This is a genomic window from Flavobacterium psychrotrophum (assembly GCF_003403075.1).
Taxonomy (GTDB): Bacteria; Bacteroidota; Bacteroidia; order Flavobacteriales; family Flavobacteriaceae; genus Flavobacterium; species Flavobacterium psychrotrophum.
Genome location: NZ_CP031557.1, coordinates 510,422 through 527,182, shown reverse-complemented (window position 1 = coordinate 527,182; position 16,761 = coordinate 510,422). Strand labels below are relative to the sequence as shown.

Genomic DNA, 16,761 nt, shown 5'->3' with positions numbered 1-16,761 from the left:
TTTTATATAGTACAGTGAAGCTTATTAATTGCTGTCACTAAATATACTACTCTCTATTTTACAGGAATGTTCTGTAAAATTTCCAATACAAACTTCCAGTATTTTTGTGCCGATGTTATACTGGCACGCTCATCCGGGCTATGCGCCCCTTTGATCGTCGGGCCAAAAGATATCATATCCATATCAGGATAATTAGTTCCTAATATACCGCACTCAAGGCCGGCGTGGCAGGCTACTACGTTAGGTTTTTGTCCGTTTTGTTTTTCGTATATTTCTTTCAGTACTTCCAGTATTGGCGAACTTACATTAGGTGTCCACCCAGGGTATGATCCGCTAATGTTTACCTCGCAGCCTATCAGCTCAAAAGTGCTGCGCAGGGCATTGGCAAGGTCAAACTTACTACTCTCTACAGACGAACGTGTAAGACAGCCTATGTGTATCTTACCATCTTTAACGATAACGCGGGCTATGTTATTTGATGTTTCAACAAGGTCTTCCATATCAGCACTCATGCGGTATACGCCATTGTGGGCAGCATACAGCGCACGGATCAATCCTTCCTGAACACCCAGTTCTACAACTGTTTGAGGTGTATCCGCAGATTTTTCGATAAGTATCTGTAGGTTAGGTTCGGTAGTTTTTAGCTCGGTTTTAATATCGCTAATCACCTCCTGCATGTCAAATACAAAAGCCTCATCAAAAATCTCTGAAATAATAATTTTTGCAACACTCTCACGCGGAATGGCATTGCGAAGGCTTCCGCCGTTTATCTCAGCTACCTGAAGGCCAAAGTTTTCAAAGCCATCAAACAGCAGGCGGTTCATTATCTTGTTGGCATTACCCAGACCTTTGTTAATATCCATACCACTGTGCCCACCATTAAGTCCTTTTACAGTAATGGTATAGCCTACAGAGTTTTCAGGAACCTCTTCGCTGTGGTAGCCACGCTCAGCAGTAACATCTACCCCACCGGCACAGCCTATGTCTATCTCGTCATCCTCTTCGGTATCAAGGTTAAGCAGTATCTCGCCTTTAAGCAATCCGCCTTTAAGGCCCATCGCTCCGGTCATGCCTGTTTCTTCGTCTATGGTAAACAACGCTTCGATAGCAGGATGCGGAATATTGGTACTTTCAAGTATTGCCATTATAGTAGCAACACCAAGGCCATTATCTGCACCCAGTGTAGTGCCTTTTGCACGCACCCAGTCGCCATCTACATACATTTCGATGCCTTGAGTGTCAAAATCAAAATCAGTATCGGCATTTTTTTGGTGCACCATATCCAGGTGACTCTGCATCACTATGGTTTTACGGTTTTCAAGTCCGGCAGTTGCAGGCTTTTTTATAATTACATTACCTACTTCGTCTTCAAGGGTTTCAAGGCCAAGTTTTTGCCCAAAGTCTTTCATAAAAGCAATAACACGCTCTTCTTTTTTAGACGGGCGCGGTACTGCATTAAGGTCGGCAAACTTGTTCCATAGCGCTTTAGGCTCCAGGTTTCTTATTTCGTTGCTCATTATATTTGTTTGTTGTTTATCAATTATCTTTTGCAAATGTACGAACCTCTATATTTATGATAAGGCTTTCCCTATAATTTTATTCTAATTGCAAAAGATGCTTATATTTACTTATCCATTTTAAAATCCATGACCAGAACTAAATTACTCGCCATACTTTTCCCAGTACAAATAGCCTTTGTAAGCCTCTTATCACTTTTCCCTGAATTTGTAGAACGCTGGTACAGCAATGGCATTTTTCCTTACATCAGCACTTTTGAACGTATTGTTTTCGGGCTTTTCGGTTTCTCTATTGGCGATATCATTTATGGAGTGGTCATCATTTTAGGGCTGCGCTGGTTTTGGAAAACACGAAAAACGTGGCGCAAAAAATACGGACAAAACCTTTTAACCATAGTCGCAACACTATCTGTAGTGTACTTTTTGTTTACCCTGCTATGGGCGCTCAACTACAGGCGCATGCCGCTGTATAAAAAAATGGGCATAGAACGCGACTATACAGAGCAGCAGCTCATTGACTTTACCAAAAGGTTGATTATAAAAACCAATGCGATACATACCCAAATAGAAAAGAACGATACTATAAAGGTAGCATCTCCCTATACCCCTGCCGACATTTACAGGCTTGCGCCGAAGGCTTATAAAAACCTGGGCAAAGATTTCGCTTATTTTGCTTATGAGCACGAGAGTATAAAATCGTCGTTATTTAGTACTACGCTGTCTTATATGGGTTTTGGCGGTTATCTTAATCCGTTTACAAATGAGGCGCAGGTAAACATGAAGCTCCCGCTATATAACCTGCCTGCTACTACCTGTCACGAAATGAGCCACCAGATAGGCTATGCCAACGAGAGCGAAGCTAACTTTATCGGCTTTATGGCAAACGTGTATAGCGATGATATTTATTTTAAATATTCCGGTTACAGTTTTGCATTGCGCTACTGTATTAATAACATCGCAAAATTTGATGAGGCTAAGGCAAAAAGCCTCCTGCCATTAATACACCAGGGCATAAAAAACAACTTTAAAGAAAGCAGGGAATTCAACAAAAAGTATGAATCGTTTATTGAAGATATTTTTGAATATTTTTACGATAATTACCTTAAAATGAACAAACAAAAAGACGGCATGGAAACCTACAGTAAATTTACCGGCCTGCTTGTTAATTATTATAAGGATAAAGAATTATAATCTACCTGTAACATTTTAACCTTACCGTATACCTATACAGCATGAGTTTAAGTACCGAAAAAGATTTTGTAAAGCAACTTCAGGAGCACCAGAACCTGATACACAAAATTTGCAGGCTCTACACAAATGATGAAGATGCCCACAAAGACCTTTTTCAGGAAATTACCATACAACTCTGGAAAGCCTATCCCGCATTTAGAGGCGATGCCAAATTTACTACCTGGGCCTATCGTGTAGCCCTTAATACCGCCATTACCCTATACCGAAAAAAAGGACGTACCGTAAGCACCATAGAATTTGACAGTAAACTGCACAAGGTAGACCAAGACGAATACAATTATGAAGAGGAAGAGCATATAAAGCAACTGTACAAAGCCGTACAGCAGCTTAATGACATAGAAAAGGCACTGGTATTTATGTACCTGGAAGATAAAGATTATACTGAGATAGCCGAAACCCTGGGCATTAGCGAGGTCAACGCCCGCGTAAAGATGAACAGGATAAAAGGCAAACTAAAAAAAATATTAAATCCGTAAGGAAGAGCGTGAACAATGGACGAATTAGATAAATTAAAAAGCCACTGGAAGAAAAATGAGGAAACTTTCCCAAAGGTTTCTGAAGGCGAGATCTATGCCATGCTGCATAAAAAGTCTTCTTCCATTGTAAAATGGATACTCATTATTAGTATCATAGAACTAATGTTCTGGAGCGTGTTTACTGTATCTGGTTCGGTTGTTGGCACTACAGAATATAAGCTACCGGAAATATTAACGATGCTTGATTATGTAAACTATGCTGTATTGATAACTTTTATTATGTTGTTTTATATTAACTATCGTAAAATATCGTCAGAAAAGCCGGTTAAAGAGTTACTGCAAAACATTATAACTACACGTCGCATTGTGCGGGTTTACATGATCTATGTAGTAAGTGTAATGTCGCTGGCACTTGCTTTTGCAGTATTTATATCAAAAAAAGAATATAATGACAGCCCAGACAGTGTAGCAATAATGGCAACCAGTATAGTTATTGTATTGTTGATCATAGGCTTTGTTATCTTGCTGTACAATGTTTTATATGGCAGGCTTTTACGCAAACTGAGTAAAAATTACAACGAACTTAAAAAAATGAAAGACGCATGAAAAAACTCATCGTTGCTGCCGCTTTACTGTTTACAGGTTTTCTAAGTGCCCAAAAACTGGATAACAGCCTGCTCTGGAAAATATCGGGCAACGGGCTTAAGCAGCCGTCTTACGTTTTTGGTACCATGCACATTACCTGCGATGCTACGCTAGACAAAAGTGTACTTACCGCTCTGGACAATACTAAACAGCTCTATCTGGAAATTAACATGGACGACCCGGCGCTACAGGCAAAGATGATGAACGGCGCCATGATGAAAGACGGGCAAAAAATGAGCGCTCTGGCTTCTCCTGATGATTATGAAACTGTAAGCAATTTCCTGAATGAAAATATAGGTATGCCTGCTGTGCTTTTAGACCGTTTTAAACCATCGCTTGTTACCATGATGCTGTATCCTAAAATGCTGGAGTGCCCGGCGCAATCTATCGAAATGGAACTGATGAACGTTACCAAGACCCAAAATGAACCTATGTTTGGTCTTGAAACCATAGAACACCAACTTGCCATTTTTGACGCAATACCCTATAAAGAACAGATGGCTGAGCTTGTAGATATGGCTAAAAAAGGACTTGATGCCCAAAAAGAATCAAACAAAAAGCTGGATGCCATATACAAAAGTAAAAACCTGCAGGCGATAGCCGCATATATGCAGGAAGAAGAGAACAAAACATATGGCGACCATGCCGATATTTTACTCGATGACCGTAATGCCAGCTGGATACCCAAGATTGAAGAAGCCGCTAAAGCAACCCCAACTTTCTTTGGCGTAGGCGCGGCACACCTTGGCGGAGAAAAAGGCGTTATTCTTTTGCTCCGTAAAAAAGGGTATAAAGTAGAGGCGGTTAAGTAAAAACACTCCTCCATTGCAGGATATCCCAACCATCCTGCAAACTTTCCCGCAAATCATCATCAATCACAATCAACCCACAGTATGAAGTTTTTATTTACTGCATTTTTAATGCTCGGCTCACTGAGCCTTTTTGCGCAAAATGAAACCGAAACGGTTAAAGACTCCGTTAAGGAAATGAAGACCGAACTGGATGAAGTTGTACTCGAAAAAAAGAAAAAGGCTGTAGAGCACAAAGCAGATCGTACTATTTTTGATTTTTCGGAGCAGCCTGGCCTAAACTCTGGCTCGCTTATGGAAGGGCTTAAAAAATTGCCTGGGCTTATGGTTTCAGACATGGTAGGAATGCTCTACCAGGGCAAACAGTTACAGGTTTATATGGATGGCCGCCCGCTTAATATCTATTCGAATGAGCTTATTTCTTATTTAGAAGGCATGCCGGCAAATTCAATAGAAAAGGTAGAAATAATTACGAACCCCGGGGCAGAATTTCCGGCTACATCCGGCGGAGCCATTATTAATATTGTAACGTCTAAAAAAGCTACAAAATATTTAAGCGCTACCTATTCTAACGGTTACAGCTATTCTAATTATGATAAGGGCAGGCACCGTTTTAATAATAGTGCTACGGTTAGCGGGGCAAACAAGGTATTTAGCTGGCAACTTCAGGGTGGCCAAAGATATACCGAAGCGCTTGAGAAGAGTAAATTTAACCGTTCCCAAATTATGCTCAGCGATACTTATGGCGACAATTACAACCGGTTTTATTTTGTAAACACAGGGATAAAATTTGACTTTAAAAAAGACCGCCTGCTGGTAAACTACAATATAAATACAAGCAATAACGACTCTTATATAGCAGCCATGGGTGAAGGTTTTTCATCTGACGATAAGAGTAAAACAAAATCGTACTACCATGATGTGGCGCTAACCTACCAAAAGCGCTTTGACGACCCGTTTAAAAAACTCGATTTTCAGTTTTCGTTTAACGACAGTAAAAATAATTTTGACCAGCTGTCAAGGCTTACCCAAACCAATATCTTAAACAATAAAAACAATCAGGATTTTTACCAGTTTAAAACTGATTTTACACAAGAGATATCCTTTTTAGACAAAACCAAGATAAGCGCGGGTATTGTGGCAGACCGCCTGAATTTTGATGCTACCAGTTATGGCCTGCAAAATCTTAAATATAACAGGACTACAGGAGCAGCATATACCGAAGCGCAAAGTACTTATAAAAAATTTGAATTTATAGTTGGTGCACGTTTGGAGTCATATAACATAGAGGGTAATACCAATACTGATGATTTAATACCGTTTAAAAAAACACGCCTTTTTCCTAACGGTACCATACAGTATAACATAACCAACAAGGTACATGCTAAGGCAAATTATAACAATAAGATACAGTTGCCAAATACAAGCGCATTAAACCCAAACAACACAAGCTACCAAAACCCCAATATAAGTACGTATGGAAACCCAAACCTGGATCCTACAATATATAACAACTACGAAATAAGCCTGAATGCTTTTGAATATTTTACAATTAGCTATTCTGTAAGCGATACAGATAACCCCGTTATAAACCGTACAATACTTGCAAATGGCGGCGCAGCTAATATTACCGAAAACCTGCCCGGTGCTACTATGCACAGCTTTAATTTTGGGTTGCCAATACCTTATATGCTTTTTACAAAAGGCCTTACAGAAACGCTAAAACTTGATGTTAACCCAGACGAACTGAACTTTCTGTATTTTTATATGGGCTCTCAAAAAAATGTAATACCCGGGTTGGAAACGAAAAGTATATGGAGCTTCAATTTTATGTCGCAAATATTATTACCCAAAAAGATAAAGTTTATTGCAAATTACAACACCACTAATACCAATGGTAACTATTATTATTACAGAGTTGCAAAGCCATTAAACCAACAGCTGGACCTTACTTTTTCGAAAAAATTTCTTTCAGACAATTTATCGCTATCTGTATATGTAAATGATGTTTTTAATACCAATAGAACGGGTATCGATATTCCGGGTACAGGCTTAGCATATACCGAAAAGTACGATTCAAGAAGAGTGGGCTTTTCATTAAACTACAAAATACCTACTAAGAATAAACCGGAAAGGGAAACCAACTTAATTAACGGCAACAGCCAGCCTAATGAGCAAAATTCTCTGGGCAATTAAACCGATACAGAATAGCTACAATACAAAGAAAGAGGCCTTATGGCCTCTTTCTTTGTTAATAAGCATCCCATTCTCTTTGTTTATTAAGCTCTTCATTGGCTTCAATAACTTCAAGCGGAATAACCTTTAAAAAGCTTGAGTGCTGCTCAATAGCATATTCTATTTTTTCAACAATCTCTTCAACCGTTTCATTATCATAATCAATATTAAGCGGTTCTTTTATAACGAACGACTGGAGTATGCCTTTCTTTTTCAGCCGAAGCCCTTTTTTGTCAAACGAACGGCGAAAACCGTCTATAACAATGGGTACGACAACAGGCTTATGTTGCTTTATGATATGTGCAGTACCTTTTCTGATAGGCTTAAAAGGCTTAGTAGTACCCTGCGGAAAGGTAATAACCCAACCGTCATTTAGCGCTATCCTTATATTCTCTGTATCATTAGGGTTTACATCCCTTTTTTCAGATACATCCTTACCTCCTGCCCTCCAGGTACGCTCTACCGAAATTGCGCCGGCATAAGAAAGTATGCGCGGTAAAAATCCCGATTTCATAGTCTCTTTAGCAGCTACGTAGTAAATATTGAGTTTAGGATCCCACAGGTACCCTATGTTGTTAATGTTATCTTCCCTGCCCTTAAGGCTGGCGTTAAACACATGAAACATAGCTACCACATCTGCAAAATACGTTTGATGGTTAGATATAAACAGTACATTAGTGGGCGGAAGTGCCCTTATAATCTCTGATCCGTCTATCTCAAGGCGGTTAAAACCACGGTAACGACGGTGCGTCATGGAGCCAAAGATGAAGATCATCCATCTTTTTAAGAATAATATATGTCCGAAAGGATTTTTTTTAAATAAACCCATAATTATAGCAAAGTAAGTTGCAAATCTACAAAATCGCTATAATTAAAGTACACTTTTTATTGTTTCTTTAAGTTCGCTAAGTATCATGGCAGTAGCGCCCCAAACAATATGATTGCCAACATTAAAAGCCGGCACATCAATTCCGTCGCCAAAAGATGTTTTAAGCTGAACATTTCTAACAATGGCATCGTCTAAAAGTAAGTCGAGTGGCAGCTCTATAATTTCGGCAACCTCAGTAGGATCAGGTTTAAAAACAGGTTCGTGCTGCATGAGTCCTAAAAAAGGCGAAACTAAAAAATTGCTGGGCGGTATATATATTTTAGTAAAGGGCATTACTATATGAATGTCTTTTGGCTCAAGGCCAATTTCTTCCTCTGTTTCCCGCAGTGCAGTATAAGCCAGGTCTTTATCTGTAAGTTCTGCCTTACCTCCAGGAAACGATATTTGCGCAGAATGTACGCCCGCATAGGTATTGCGTTTAGTAAGTACAATCGTTGCTTCTCTGTCTTTTGGATAAAAAAGCATCATCACGGCAGAGTTGCGCGGGTTATTTTTCAAGTAATAATCGGGTTCTAAAGAAGCTTTTCGTTCTACCGGTGCCATTTTTAAGTGTGCGGCAACGGCAGGTAACTGCTCATTTAGTAACTTTGGGATGTAATTTGTAAAATCAGAAAAAAGCATACGTGTAGTAAATCCTGTTTTTTAAAGGTACGAAAACTATGCTGTAAAACCAAAGACTATGTTTAGTAAAGCTGAAGCCCAAAAAATGAAAAAAGAATTCTGGACTGCCTTCGCAGAGGCATATCCACGTAAGTGGCTGTTGTATGACACCAAGATAAAAGACGTGAGCTTTAAGTTTTACATAGACAACAAAAAAGCACAGGTAAGCCTGGACATTGAGCCTAAGGATGATGAGAAGCGAAAAATCTATTTTGAAAAAATAGAATCGCTACAAAGCATACTTCGCGACGATTTTTTGCCCGAGGTAGTACTGGAGCGCGATTATTATCTGGAAACCGGTAAAGCAATAAGCCGTATATGGGTAGAGATAGATGGCATAAGCCTTTACAATATGGCAAGCTGGGCAGTAATATTCAGGTTCTTTAGCATTCATATGGATGCCTTTGAACGCTTTTTTTATGAATATGAAGACTACATACGTGACCTCGAGATAAATACTTAATTGCTTATATAATTAAACAGTAAACAAAAAATCCCCTCCGGATGCTTAGAGGGGATTTTGAAAAAAAAATTGCTAAACTATCAAATTATCGAAGCATTGAGAAATGACCACGCAGTTCTCTTCCGTCTTCTCTGGTAGCTACAAACCAGTAATCTGTACTTGGTAGTTGGATGCCGTTAAGAGTACCATCCCAGCCATCGCTGTTCGCCTGTAGCATTGTTATCAGTTTACCATACCTGTCAAAAATAGAAACTTTGAAATTTGGCTCTTTAAACGAATAGCTTATGTGCCATTTGTCATGCTCTCCATCTCCGTTAGGTGTAAAATAATTTGGATAGTTTAACAGAACAACTTCCTGTGTAATTTCTCCACAACCGTTAGCGTCTTTTACATGCACATTGTATACACCTGGCTCAAGGCCTGTAAATACATTAGATTCCTGATAATTCATACCATCTATAGAGTACTCACGATCGCCCTCTGTAGTATAAATAGTAATCATATTTTCATCACGTGTCCAGTCATCCACCTGTATCTTAGTAATTTCAGGTGTAAATGATTCTTCCACTTCTACTTCACTATATCCCGGGCAGTATGTGTTGCCATAAAACTTGCGTACTTCTACCTTATAATTACCCGGTTCTGTTACATAAATAGTACGTGTAGTTTCTCCTGTACTCCATATATAAGCATCATAACCCGGTGCTGCTGTTAGCGATAATTTGCCTTGGTTACATATTGTACCATATGTTTTTATTTCCGGCTCCTGGTTTACACCTACAAGTAATTTGAAAGATGTGATAGCATGGCAAATAGGAATTTGGTTATTCTCAAGCCTTGCAAAAATTTGTTCACCATTAGAACGACTGTTGTAATAATCCGGCAGGGCATTGTTACCTGCCTCAGCATCAATCTGGCTTGTGTAATATGTAATGGTGTACATAGAGCTATAAAGCGGGCCTAGTATTGTTGCATTTTGGTCAGAAAGGCGATATACCTGATTTGCTACTTCACCCTTATCAGCACACTGTATCATATCTCCAGGTGCCTGGGCAGCACCTATAGATGGAAGATTAACCACATTAAACATTTGTGTAATTACGTTATAGCATCCATCTTCCATCTGGAAAATATACTCAGCAGGCTCAAGATTATGAAAAACATTACTTGCTCCGTTGTCTAAAGTAAAGTCCTGTCCGTTCTTTTTAATAATTTTAAATGCTGTAGGTATTCCTTCATACTCTAAAACAATATCGTTTGGTGCACCTGTACATGCCAGGGTATATGCTGCGGTTATAGATAAAGATTCAGCAAAGTGAAATTTATCAAATACACTTACACAAACACTATTTTGAGAAGAACCTTCAGTGAAAGTTTCAAATTTCTTTACTATCCTGAAATCGCCGCTAAAGTTGTTATTATTTCTTGTTGCAGCGTTATATAGTCTTATACCATTAGTTGCCGTAGGTACATCTCCTTCATGATACAGACCACCTGTTTGTGGATGGCCCCAGCTGTTTGTTGCCGGGAAATATTTTTGCAACCAGTAAGTAGCACCTTCTGTACCATTACTTTTATCGTCTACTTTAACCGAAAAGGTTCCGCAGTTAGGTGTAAACACAAACGGATTAACCGGTGCATTATATCCATTTACAACAATTGTATTTTCTTCTGCCACACCACATACATCCAGACCTGAGAACTTGTAAGTTCCGGCAGGCAGGTTTGTCATATAAAGATCGCCATCTGCATTTAGCCTTGATGTAACATCATAAGGAAGAGATTGTCCGAATGAAGCAGGCGCCTCTGTAATTTTCACATTGGCAATATCTCCGTTACCACTTCTGTATCTTACTGCACCCATGTCTGGTCCACAAGAAGGAAGAGTAGTAATATCAAATGTTTTGGGAGTATACGGCGGAACTTTTATAGTTTTAGTATATACAAACCCGCAATCATCAGTAAAAGTTATAGTATAATCTCCTAATGGAATGTTGTACATTTTTACTTGTCCTAAAGCATTAATATTGGCTGTCAGGTCCTTTGGAAAAACTGTAGTATAATCTGACGGAGCGCTAAGCAAAGTAGCCGAAACTATTTTTTGTGGAGGTGAAAGAATACTTATACTTCCAAACAGTGAAAAACAGCCGTTGTTTGATCCTCCTACTGAAGGTACAGGTTTTTTAAATTCTATAAGTATAGATTCTTTTACTGTTCTGCCACAAGAATCTGTAATTTCTACTTCATATGTTCCAAAAGGAACTGAGTTATTTACTCCTCCAAAATTAACGGTTGCTGTAGTAAATGGTCCTTGCGGTGTCGCATTATAGTCGGCAGGATTAAAATCGGCCGGAGCATTTAAGAAGTTTACAGTATAAGACCCCTTAAACATTGATGCATTAAGTATAAGATATTTTTCTGCACAAGGAGCTTCACCTGTACTAAGCTTTAAGCTGATAGAAGGATCTACCACATTATCATTTTTTTGGTATGGATTCCCACAATAATCAATAACTTCAATATCATAAGTATATGATTGCGTAAGATGCCTTGGCATTCTGGTTGTTATCACTTGAAGATCAGGATTACCTGTCTGAAAAACATAGTCTACAACAATATCATTACCACTCATATCCATAGGATATATTCTTTGCCTTACAGCTAGAGGATAATTTATAGCACCGGCAGATGGAGTAATTTTATTACTAACCATTATAGAATCGCAAGGCATTCCTGCATCGTTAAATTCTGGATCAGAAATATTTAGCGTAGCATTAACTACCGAAAGTGCAAAGGTTTTTACTTTACCTATACCACACTCATTAAAAGCTCTTACATTATATATACCAGAAGGAAGATTGTCAAAAGTAAGATCTGTCTGCCTGCTGCGCCTAACAGGACCAGAAAGTATTTCGCATTCGGCAATAGTACCTGACGAAGCAGATAATACAATAGCTCCACCAGATGTACAATTACGATTTAAAGATGATATTGAAAAAGTAAGCGGAGTAATATTATTTTCAATTACAACTTGCTTCTCCTGCGTATTTAATAAACTTCCAAATGACTGTATCGCTACAACTTTATATGTACCTGCAACTAATCCTGTAAAATAATTATTTTCCTGAATAGTCAGTGGACTAGAAGCATTAGGCATTTTAAATACTTTATACAGTATAGCAGCATTAGGCGTTGTATTAGATACTGAAAAAGTTAGTGAACCATTACCACGGCACGTTTCATTGGTTTTTGTTATTTCCAGGCTAAAATTAGCCAACTGCGCATTTACACCAGTGTAAAGAAAACAAAGTAGTAAAACAAAGTAGAGTTTAATTCTTTTCATATGCTTAATCATTATTCCTGTCCATCTAAAATCATTTTGTAAGAAACCACTAATATGATATTTGTGATTATCGAACACTACAATGTTAGGAAAAGTTAGTTTATAAATAACTGATTAATAACAGCTTGAGCTATTGTTTTGGCGAATTTTTTAACATTATTCATTTTTTAAATAATTTTAAAAATTCATAAATACCTAAAAACCAGCGGTATTGAAGAAATAGTAATATTAAAATATATCAATAGCAAATAAATACAAAAACTTTAGCATTTGGTCATTCATCGCAAGTAATTAACTCTTTGTCGAAAAAAAAATAAATTAATTAATTATAAACAGCCAAAATAATAGTATTTGTACTACCAACTTCATCATGTCAATACCTCATATCTTCCGAAAGCCCATATTTCACTAACAAAGTCGCAAAATATATACTTACAAAAAAAGTAAATGAACTAACAAAATTATGTTAATGCCTTTAGTAAATAAACCACAAACAATTAACTAAGCAGTAAGCCTGTTTAGTTAAATAAAACAAACAGATTAAAAAAATTTTGTATAAGAGCCATTACAGCCTATATAAAAGACTGGAAAATTGACTATCGATAAACGGAAAAACACAACCTACACCTGACTCATACCCCGAATATTGAATTACATTAACATATTAATAAGCAGTGAGTTATTTTTTTAAATAAATCAGCATATACCAATAACCAAGACTAAAACACTAGTCGGGTTTTATGGCATTAACAGCAGCATCCTACAATATCATAATAAAACTTTCTAAGTAATTTTATATCCTGGAATCAAAAGTCCCATGCTTATAAATGGTTTCTCTTCAGCTAAAACATCTAAGAATATCCTTTCTATGGATCAAATATCAATATGATAAGCAAAACACCTTTAAAGCAACGCAATAAGGTTAAGGAAATCACCCTTGATATGGCAGCGAACATTCAGCTTATCGCCAAAAGGAGTTTTCCTAATACTACATTAGTAACGGATCGTTTCCATGTACAAAAGCTCGCTACAGAAGCTTTGCAGCAGATAAGGATAAAGCACAGGTGGGAAGCTATTGATCAGGAAAGTGAGGTTATAGAAGTAGCTAAAGCTGAAAAGAAAAGATATGAACCCATTGTGTTAAGTAATGGAGGTACTGTAAAACAACTATTGGCAAGAGGCCGCTACAGCCTGTACAAAAGATCGGAAAAATGGACTTTTACACAAAAAGAAAGGGCAGTGGACAAACCAGTGTAAACTGACCCCTCTTGACCGATTCAAAAAGACCCCTTTCGCCGGCTGAAAATGACCCCTTTCCGCCAGAGCAAATTGACCCCTGTGGCCAATTGAAAATGCCCCCTCAAAAGAGTTTAAAAAAGTAGCCCGTTGTCGGCTTTGGAACAAGGTTTAGTTTAGCGTTTTGATAAACCTAAACCTGCGTAAGAATGTCCAATAAGCCGATAAAAATGAATAAATTAAGACAGATCATCCGCCTGTATTGCCAGGGGACGGGGATCAAAACAATCCACGGGATGGTGGGCACCTCCCGCAACACAATCAAGAAATATGTCCGCATCTGGAACGGTCTGGATATAGATTTTGAGGCCTTTAGCGCCAAAAGCGACAGCGAACTCTCTATCATTTTTACTACTCCTGTTGCCAAAATCCATAGCAGCCCACGTATGCAGGAGTTAGAGCCATTACTGCCTGAGCTATGTAAAAGGCTTAAAAAGAAAGGTATGACCAGGGAACTGCTCTATAAGGAATACCTTGAGAGATATCCAGATGGTTATAGCCGTTCCAGTTTTAATAATGCCATCCATACTTACCTGCAACTCGCCCGGCCAGTCATGCATGTGGAGCACAAGGCGGGCGATAAGATGTATATTGATTTTGCTGGCAGCAAGCTGAAGGTTGGCCAGGGTGAGGCTGCACGCGATGTAGAGGTTTTTGTTGCCATACTGGGCTGTAGCCAGCTTACCTACGTGGAAGCCGTGGATAGCCAGCGTAAAGAAGACCTGATCCTTGCCTGCCAAAATGCGTTGCGTTACTTTGGTGGTGTGCCAAAGGCCATCGTGCCGGACAACCTTCGTTCGGCAGTAACACGGGGCAGCAAATATGAAGCAGTGCTTAATGATGAATTTGCTGCTTTTGCTGAACACTACGGCGTTACTATAGTGCCTGCACGTGTTTATAAACCCCGTGACAAGTCTTTAGTAGAAGGTGCAGTAAAACTAATCTACCGCAGCATTTACACCCGTCTGGAAGGTCATAGCTTCGATACTCTTGTATCCCTTAACGAATCAATACTCCCAGCACTTGAAATGCATAATAACAAGCCTTTCTCCGGGCGCAGCTACTCCCGTAGGGAACAGTTCGAGGAGATAGAGCGCGAAGCCTTATCTGCTTTAAACCCTATTGATTATCAGGTTCACAAGCAGGTAATGGTTACCGTTATGAAAAACGGCTACATACGTCTGGGGGAAGACATACATTACTACAGCGTACCTTATACCTACATCGGCAAAAAGGTAAAGATACTTTACACAACGGCATTGGTAAAGGTTTATTATCAGTATACCATGATTGCCTGCCATGAGCGAATAAGGAGCAAATACCACTACACAACCAATGAAGACCACCTTGCCTCACAACACCGCTTCCTTACCGAATGGAGCCCCGAGAAGTTTATACAGCAGGCACAGGCCATACACGAGGATGTAGCTCTTTATATAAGCAAAGTACTGGAACTTAAACCCTATCCCGAGCAGGCTTATAAATCCTGTTCGGGTATCTTAAGCTTTTCAAGACGTGTAGGCGCCGAAAGGCTTACCAATGCCTGCCGTTGGGCAATGAACCTTAGCCAGTACAATTACGGAGATACTGCGCAAGCGCCTTGACCAGCTTCAGGCTGAAGAAGAGTTAACAGAAATACCCCCGCACAATAACATCCGTGGAAGAGAATATTACCAATAATCATTACTATTAAAATAATAAAGACCATGAATAATGAAACGTTAGACAAGATGCGCCAGTTGCGCTTATATGGCATGTATGATGCCTTTAAAACCAATCTGGAAACTTCCCTAAAAGAATCGCTTACACCAGACCAGTTCATAGCTTTTTTAATAGCCAGCGAATGGGATGACCGACGTAACCGAAATATAGAACGGGCCATTAAGGCAGCGGGCTTCCGTTACAAAGCTTCGTTGGAAGAGGTAGATTATGCTATTGACCGGGGTCTGGATAAAAACCAGTTCCACAGGCTTGCAGGCCTTGACTTTATAAAAGAACATAAGGATATATTTATTACCGGATCTACCGGTACAGGCAAAAGCTACCTCGCAACAGCACTGGGCTACCAGGCTTGCCAAAACAGCTTTAAAGTAATGTACGTCAACACCGCTAAATTTATGGGGCAGCTTAAACTAGCCAAGGCAAAAGGCACCTTACTGGCTGAACTTAAGCGTATAGAACGTGTAGACCTGCTGATACTCGACGACTTTGGACTGCAACCCTTCGACCCCCAGTCAAGGCTTATACTGCTTGATATTATAGAAGACCGCCACCAGAAACGCTCTACGATGCTTACTTCCCAAATACCGGTAAAGCAATGGTATGATATAATCGGTGAGAAAACCATAGCTGACGCAGTACTTGACCGTATTGTTCATCACTATTTAAGGCTGGAACTCTATGGTGAATCTTTAAGGAGAAGAAAATCTAAATCAGATAATGTATTTTTGTAAAAATATTAGTGAATAACCAGGACTAAAAACTACCGTTTTTAAAGCCTGCAACGAACTACAACTTTTACTCTTTTTTGTCAACAACTCTAAGGGGTCAATTTGCTCTGGCGAGAGGGGGTCAATTTAATTGGTATATCCAGGCAGAACTTGTTTTTGGATTATACCCTGATATTGAAAAAGCATATAAGTTATCTCAGAAATTAACCGGCATCTTTACCCAAACTAAAGATAAAATAATCGCTTTTACTAAACTTGCCAAATGGCATGAAGAAGTAAGACAGGCAGGTTTTAAATCATTCAACACCATATCAAGGACAATAGAAACATATTACAGAACAATCTTAAACTATTTTGACAACAGGAGTACTAATGCTTCGGCAGAATCTTTCAATGCAAAGATAAAAAGCTTCAGAAGTAAATTCAGGGGTATACATCTATAGAATTCTTTCTATTTAGGCTTATTAACTTATATGCTTAAATCTGTAAATCCCACAACTTTTGGTATTGATCCCCGTATTGGTGCTCTCTTTACAGCGATTTTTACCAAAACAAAAAAACCCTTTACACTTGTAAAGGGCTTTCTAAAAAAAGGCGATGACATACTCTCCCACAAAATGCAGTACCATCTGCGCAGGCGGGCTTAACTTCTCTGTTCGGGATGGGAAGAGGTGAGCCCCGCCGCAATAATCACCTTAAAAGGTTCATTGCTTTGGGCAATGCGTTT

Annotated in this window: 14 protein-coding genes and 1 rRNA gene; 10 read left to right on the top strand and 5 right to left on the bottom strand. The window is 38.9% G+C overall.

The genetic code is table 11. From position 1 onward, the window contains the following. Positions 1–53 precede the first annotated feature (53 nt). On the bottom strand, positions 54–1,517 hold the full coding sequence (locus tag DYH63_RS02210) for an aminoacyl-histidine dipeptidase (RefSeq protein ID WP_116787240.1): 1,464 nt from the start codon (positions 1,515–1,517) through the stop codon (positions 54–56). A gap of 129 nt (positions 1,518–1,646) precedes the next feature. Here DYH63_RS02210 and DYH63_RS02205 point away from each other — a divergent pair, with 129 nt between their 5' ends. The 5 genes from DYH63_RS02205 to DYH63_RS02185 all read left to right on the top strand — a co-directional run bounded on the left by DYH63_RS02205 (position 1,647) and on the right by DYH63_RS02185 (position 6,894). Further along, positions 1,647–2,708, top strand: a complete 1,062-nt coding sequence (locus DYH63_RS02205) for a DUF3810 domain-containing protein (protein WP_116787239.1) — start codon at positions 1,647–1,649, stop codon at positions 2,706–2,708. A gap of 41 nt (positions 2,709–2,749) precedes the next feature. Further along, entirely contained in the window at positions 2,750–3,244 is a 495-nt protein-coding gene (locus DYH63_RS02200) for an RNA polymerase sigma factor (protein WP_116787238.1), read from the top strand. 15 nt (positions 3,245–3,259) lie between these two features. Further along, positions 3,260–3,850, top strand: coding sequence for a DUF8845 family protein (locus tag DYH63_RS02195; RefSeq protein ID WP_116787237.1), 591 nt, complete (start codon positions 3,260–3,262; stop codon positions 3,848–3,850). After that, entirely contained in the window at positions 3,847–4,701 is an 855-nt protein-coding gene (locus tag DYH63_RS02190; RefSeq protein WP_116787236.1) for a TraB/GumN family protein, read from the top strand. The genes DYH63_RS02195 and DYH63_RS02190 overlap by 4 nt, the downstream gene beginning before the upstream one ends. Before the next feature lie 81 nt (positions 4,702–4,782). After that, complete coding sequence (locus tag DYH63_RS02185) at positions 4,783–6,894, top strand: outer membrane beta-barrel family protein (RefSeq protein WP_116787235.1); 2,112 nt, start codon at positions 4,783–4,785, stop codon at positions 6,892–6,894. A gap of 55 nt (positions 6,895–6,949) precedes the next feature. Here DYH63_RS02185 and DYH63_RS02180 read toward each other — a convergent pair whose 3' ends face one another. Both DYH63_RS02180 and DYH63_RS02175 read right to left on the bottom strand, forming a co-directional pair. Next, complete coding sequence (locus DYH63_RS02180; RefSeq protein ID WP_116787234.1) at positions 6,950–7,762, bottom strand: lysophospholipid acyltransferase family protein; 813 nt, start codon at positions 7,760–7,762, stop codon at positions 6,950–6,952. Positions 7,763–7,804: 42 nt separating this feature from the next. Next, positions 7,805–8,443, bottom strand: a complete 639-nt coding sequence (locus DYH63_RS02175; protein WP_116787233.1) for an NUDIX hydrolase — start codon at positions 8,441–8,443, stop codon at positions 7,805–7,807. Positions 8,444–8,501: 58 nt separating this feature from the next. Between DYH63_RS02175 and DYH63_RS02170 the strand changes: the two genes are divergently transcribed. Next, entirely contained in the window at positions 8,502–8,945 is a 444-nt protein-coding gene (locus DYH63_RS02170; RefSeq protein WP_116787232.1) for a DUF4268 domain-containing protein, read from the top strand. An 85-nt stretch (positions 8,946–9,030) separates the two neighbouring features. Here the strand turns inward: DYH63_RS02170 and DYH63_RS02165 are convergent, their stop codons facing one another. Further along, positions 9,031–12,288, bottom strand: a complete 3,258-nt coding sequence (locus tag DYH63_RS02165) for a T9SS type B sorting domain-containing protein (protein ID WP_162926895.1) — start codon at positions 12,286–12,288, stop codon at positions 9,031–9,033. A gap of 885 nt (positions 12,289–13,173) precedes the next feature. Here DYH63_RS02165 and DYH63_RS02160 point away from each other — a divergent pair. The 4 genes from DYH63_RS02160 to DYH63_RS02145 all read left to right on the top strand — a co-directional run bounded on the left by DYH63_RS02160 (position 13,174) and on the right by DYH63_RS02145 (position 16,477). Then, the gene (locus DYH63_RS02160) at positions 13,174–13,545 is read left to right on the top strand and encodes a transposase (protein ID WP_116787230.1); all 372 of its coding nucleotides are present in this window, start codon (positions 13,174–13,176) and stop codon (positions 13,543–13,545) included. A 209-nt stretch (positions 13,546–13,754) separates the two neighbouring features. Then, a complete protein-coding gene (gene istA, locus DYH63_RS02155) occupies positions 13,755–15,188 on the top strand; it encodes an IS21 family transposase (RefSeq protein ID WP_205528256.1) in 1,434 nt (477 codons plus the stop codon). Between the two features lie 102 nt (positions 15,189–15,290). Beyond that, positions 15,291–16,037, top strand: coding sequence for an IS21-like element helper ATPase IstB (istB, locus tag DYH63_RS02150; RefSeq protein ID WP_116787229.1), 747 nt, complete (start codon positions 15,291–15,293; stop codon positions 16,035–16,037). Between the two features lie 74 nt (positions 16,038–16,111). Beyond that, positions 16,112–16,477, top strand: a complete 366-nt coding sequence (locus DYH63_RS02145) for a transposase (protein WP_240409050.1) — start codon at positions 16,112–16,114, stop codon at positions 16,475–16,477. Positions 16,478–16,623: 146 nt separating this feature from the next. Here the strand turns inward: DYH63_RS02145 and rrf are convergent. Then, a 5S ribosomal RNA gene (gene rrf, locus DYH63_RS02140) occupies positions 16,624–16,732 on the bottom strand. Positions 16,733–16,761 lie beyond the last annotated feature (29 nt).

What these genes read in the sequence shown, in the direction of transcription:
- DYH63_RS02190 (WP_116787236.1), top strand. Translation starts at nt 3,847, where the DNA reads ATGAAAAAACTCATCGTTGCTGCCGCTTTACTGTTTACAGGTTTTCTA.
- DYH63_RS02160 (WP_116787230.1), top strand. Translation starts at nt 13,174, where the DNA reads ATGATAAGCAAAACACCTTTAAAGCAACGCAATAAGGTTAAGGAAATC.
- DYH63_RS02185 (WP_116787235.1), top strand. Translation starts at nt 4,783, where the DNA reads ATGAAGTTTTTATTTACTGCATTTTTAATGCTCGGCTCACTGAGCCTT.
- DYH63_RS02195 (WP_116787237.1), top strand. Translation starts at nt 3,260, where the DNA reads ATGGACGAATTAGATAAATTAAAAAGCCACTGGAAGAAAAATGAGGAA.
- istB (WP_116787229.1), top strand. Translation starts at nt 15,291, where the DNA reads ATGAATAATGAAACGTTAGACAAGATGCGCCAGTTGCGCTTATATGGC.
- istA (WP_205528256.1), top strand. Translation starts at nt 13,755, where the DNA reads ATGAATAAATTAAGACAGATCATCCGCCTGTATTGCCAGGGGACGGGG.
- DYH63_RS02180 (WP_116787234.1), bottom strand. Translation starts at nt 7,762, where the DNA reads ATGGGTTTATTTAAAAAAAATCCTTTCGGACATATATTATTCTTAAAA.
- DYH63_RS02205 (WP_116787239.1), top strand. Translation starts at nt 1,647, where the DNA reads ATGACCAGAACTAAATTACTCGCCATACTTTTCCCAGTACAAATAGCC.
- DYH63_RS02165 (WP_162926895.1), bottom strand. Translation starts at nt 12,288, where the DNA reads ATGAAAAGAATTAAACTCTACTTTGTTTTACTACTTTGTTTTCTTTAC.
- DYH63_RS02175 (WP_116787233.1), bottom strand. Translation starts at nt 8,443, where the DNA reads ATGCTTTTTTCTGATTTTACAAATTACATCCCAAAGTTACTAAATGAG.
- DYH63_RS02200 (WP_116787238.1), top strand. Translation starts at nt 2,750, where the DNA reads ATGAGTTTAAGTACCGAAAAAGATTTTGTAAAGCAACTTCAGGAGCAC.
- DYH63_RS02170 (WP_116787232.1), top strand. Translation starts at nt 8,502, where the DNA reads ATGTTTAGTAAAGCTGAAGCCCAAAAAATGAAAAAAGAATTCTGGACT.
- DYH63_RS02210 (WP_116787240.1), bottom strand. Translation starts at nt 1,517, where the DNA reads ATGAGCAACGAAATAAGAAACCTGGAGCCTAAAGCGCTATGGAACAAG.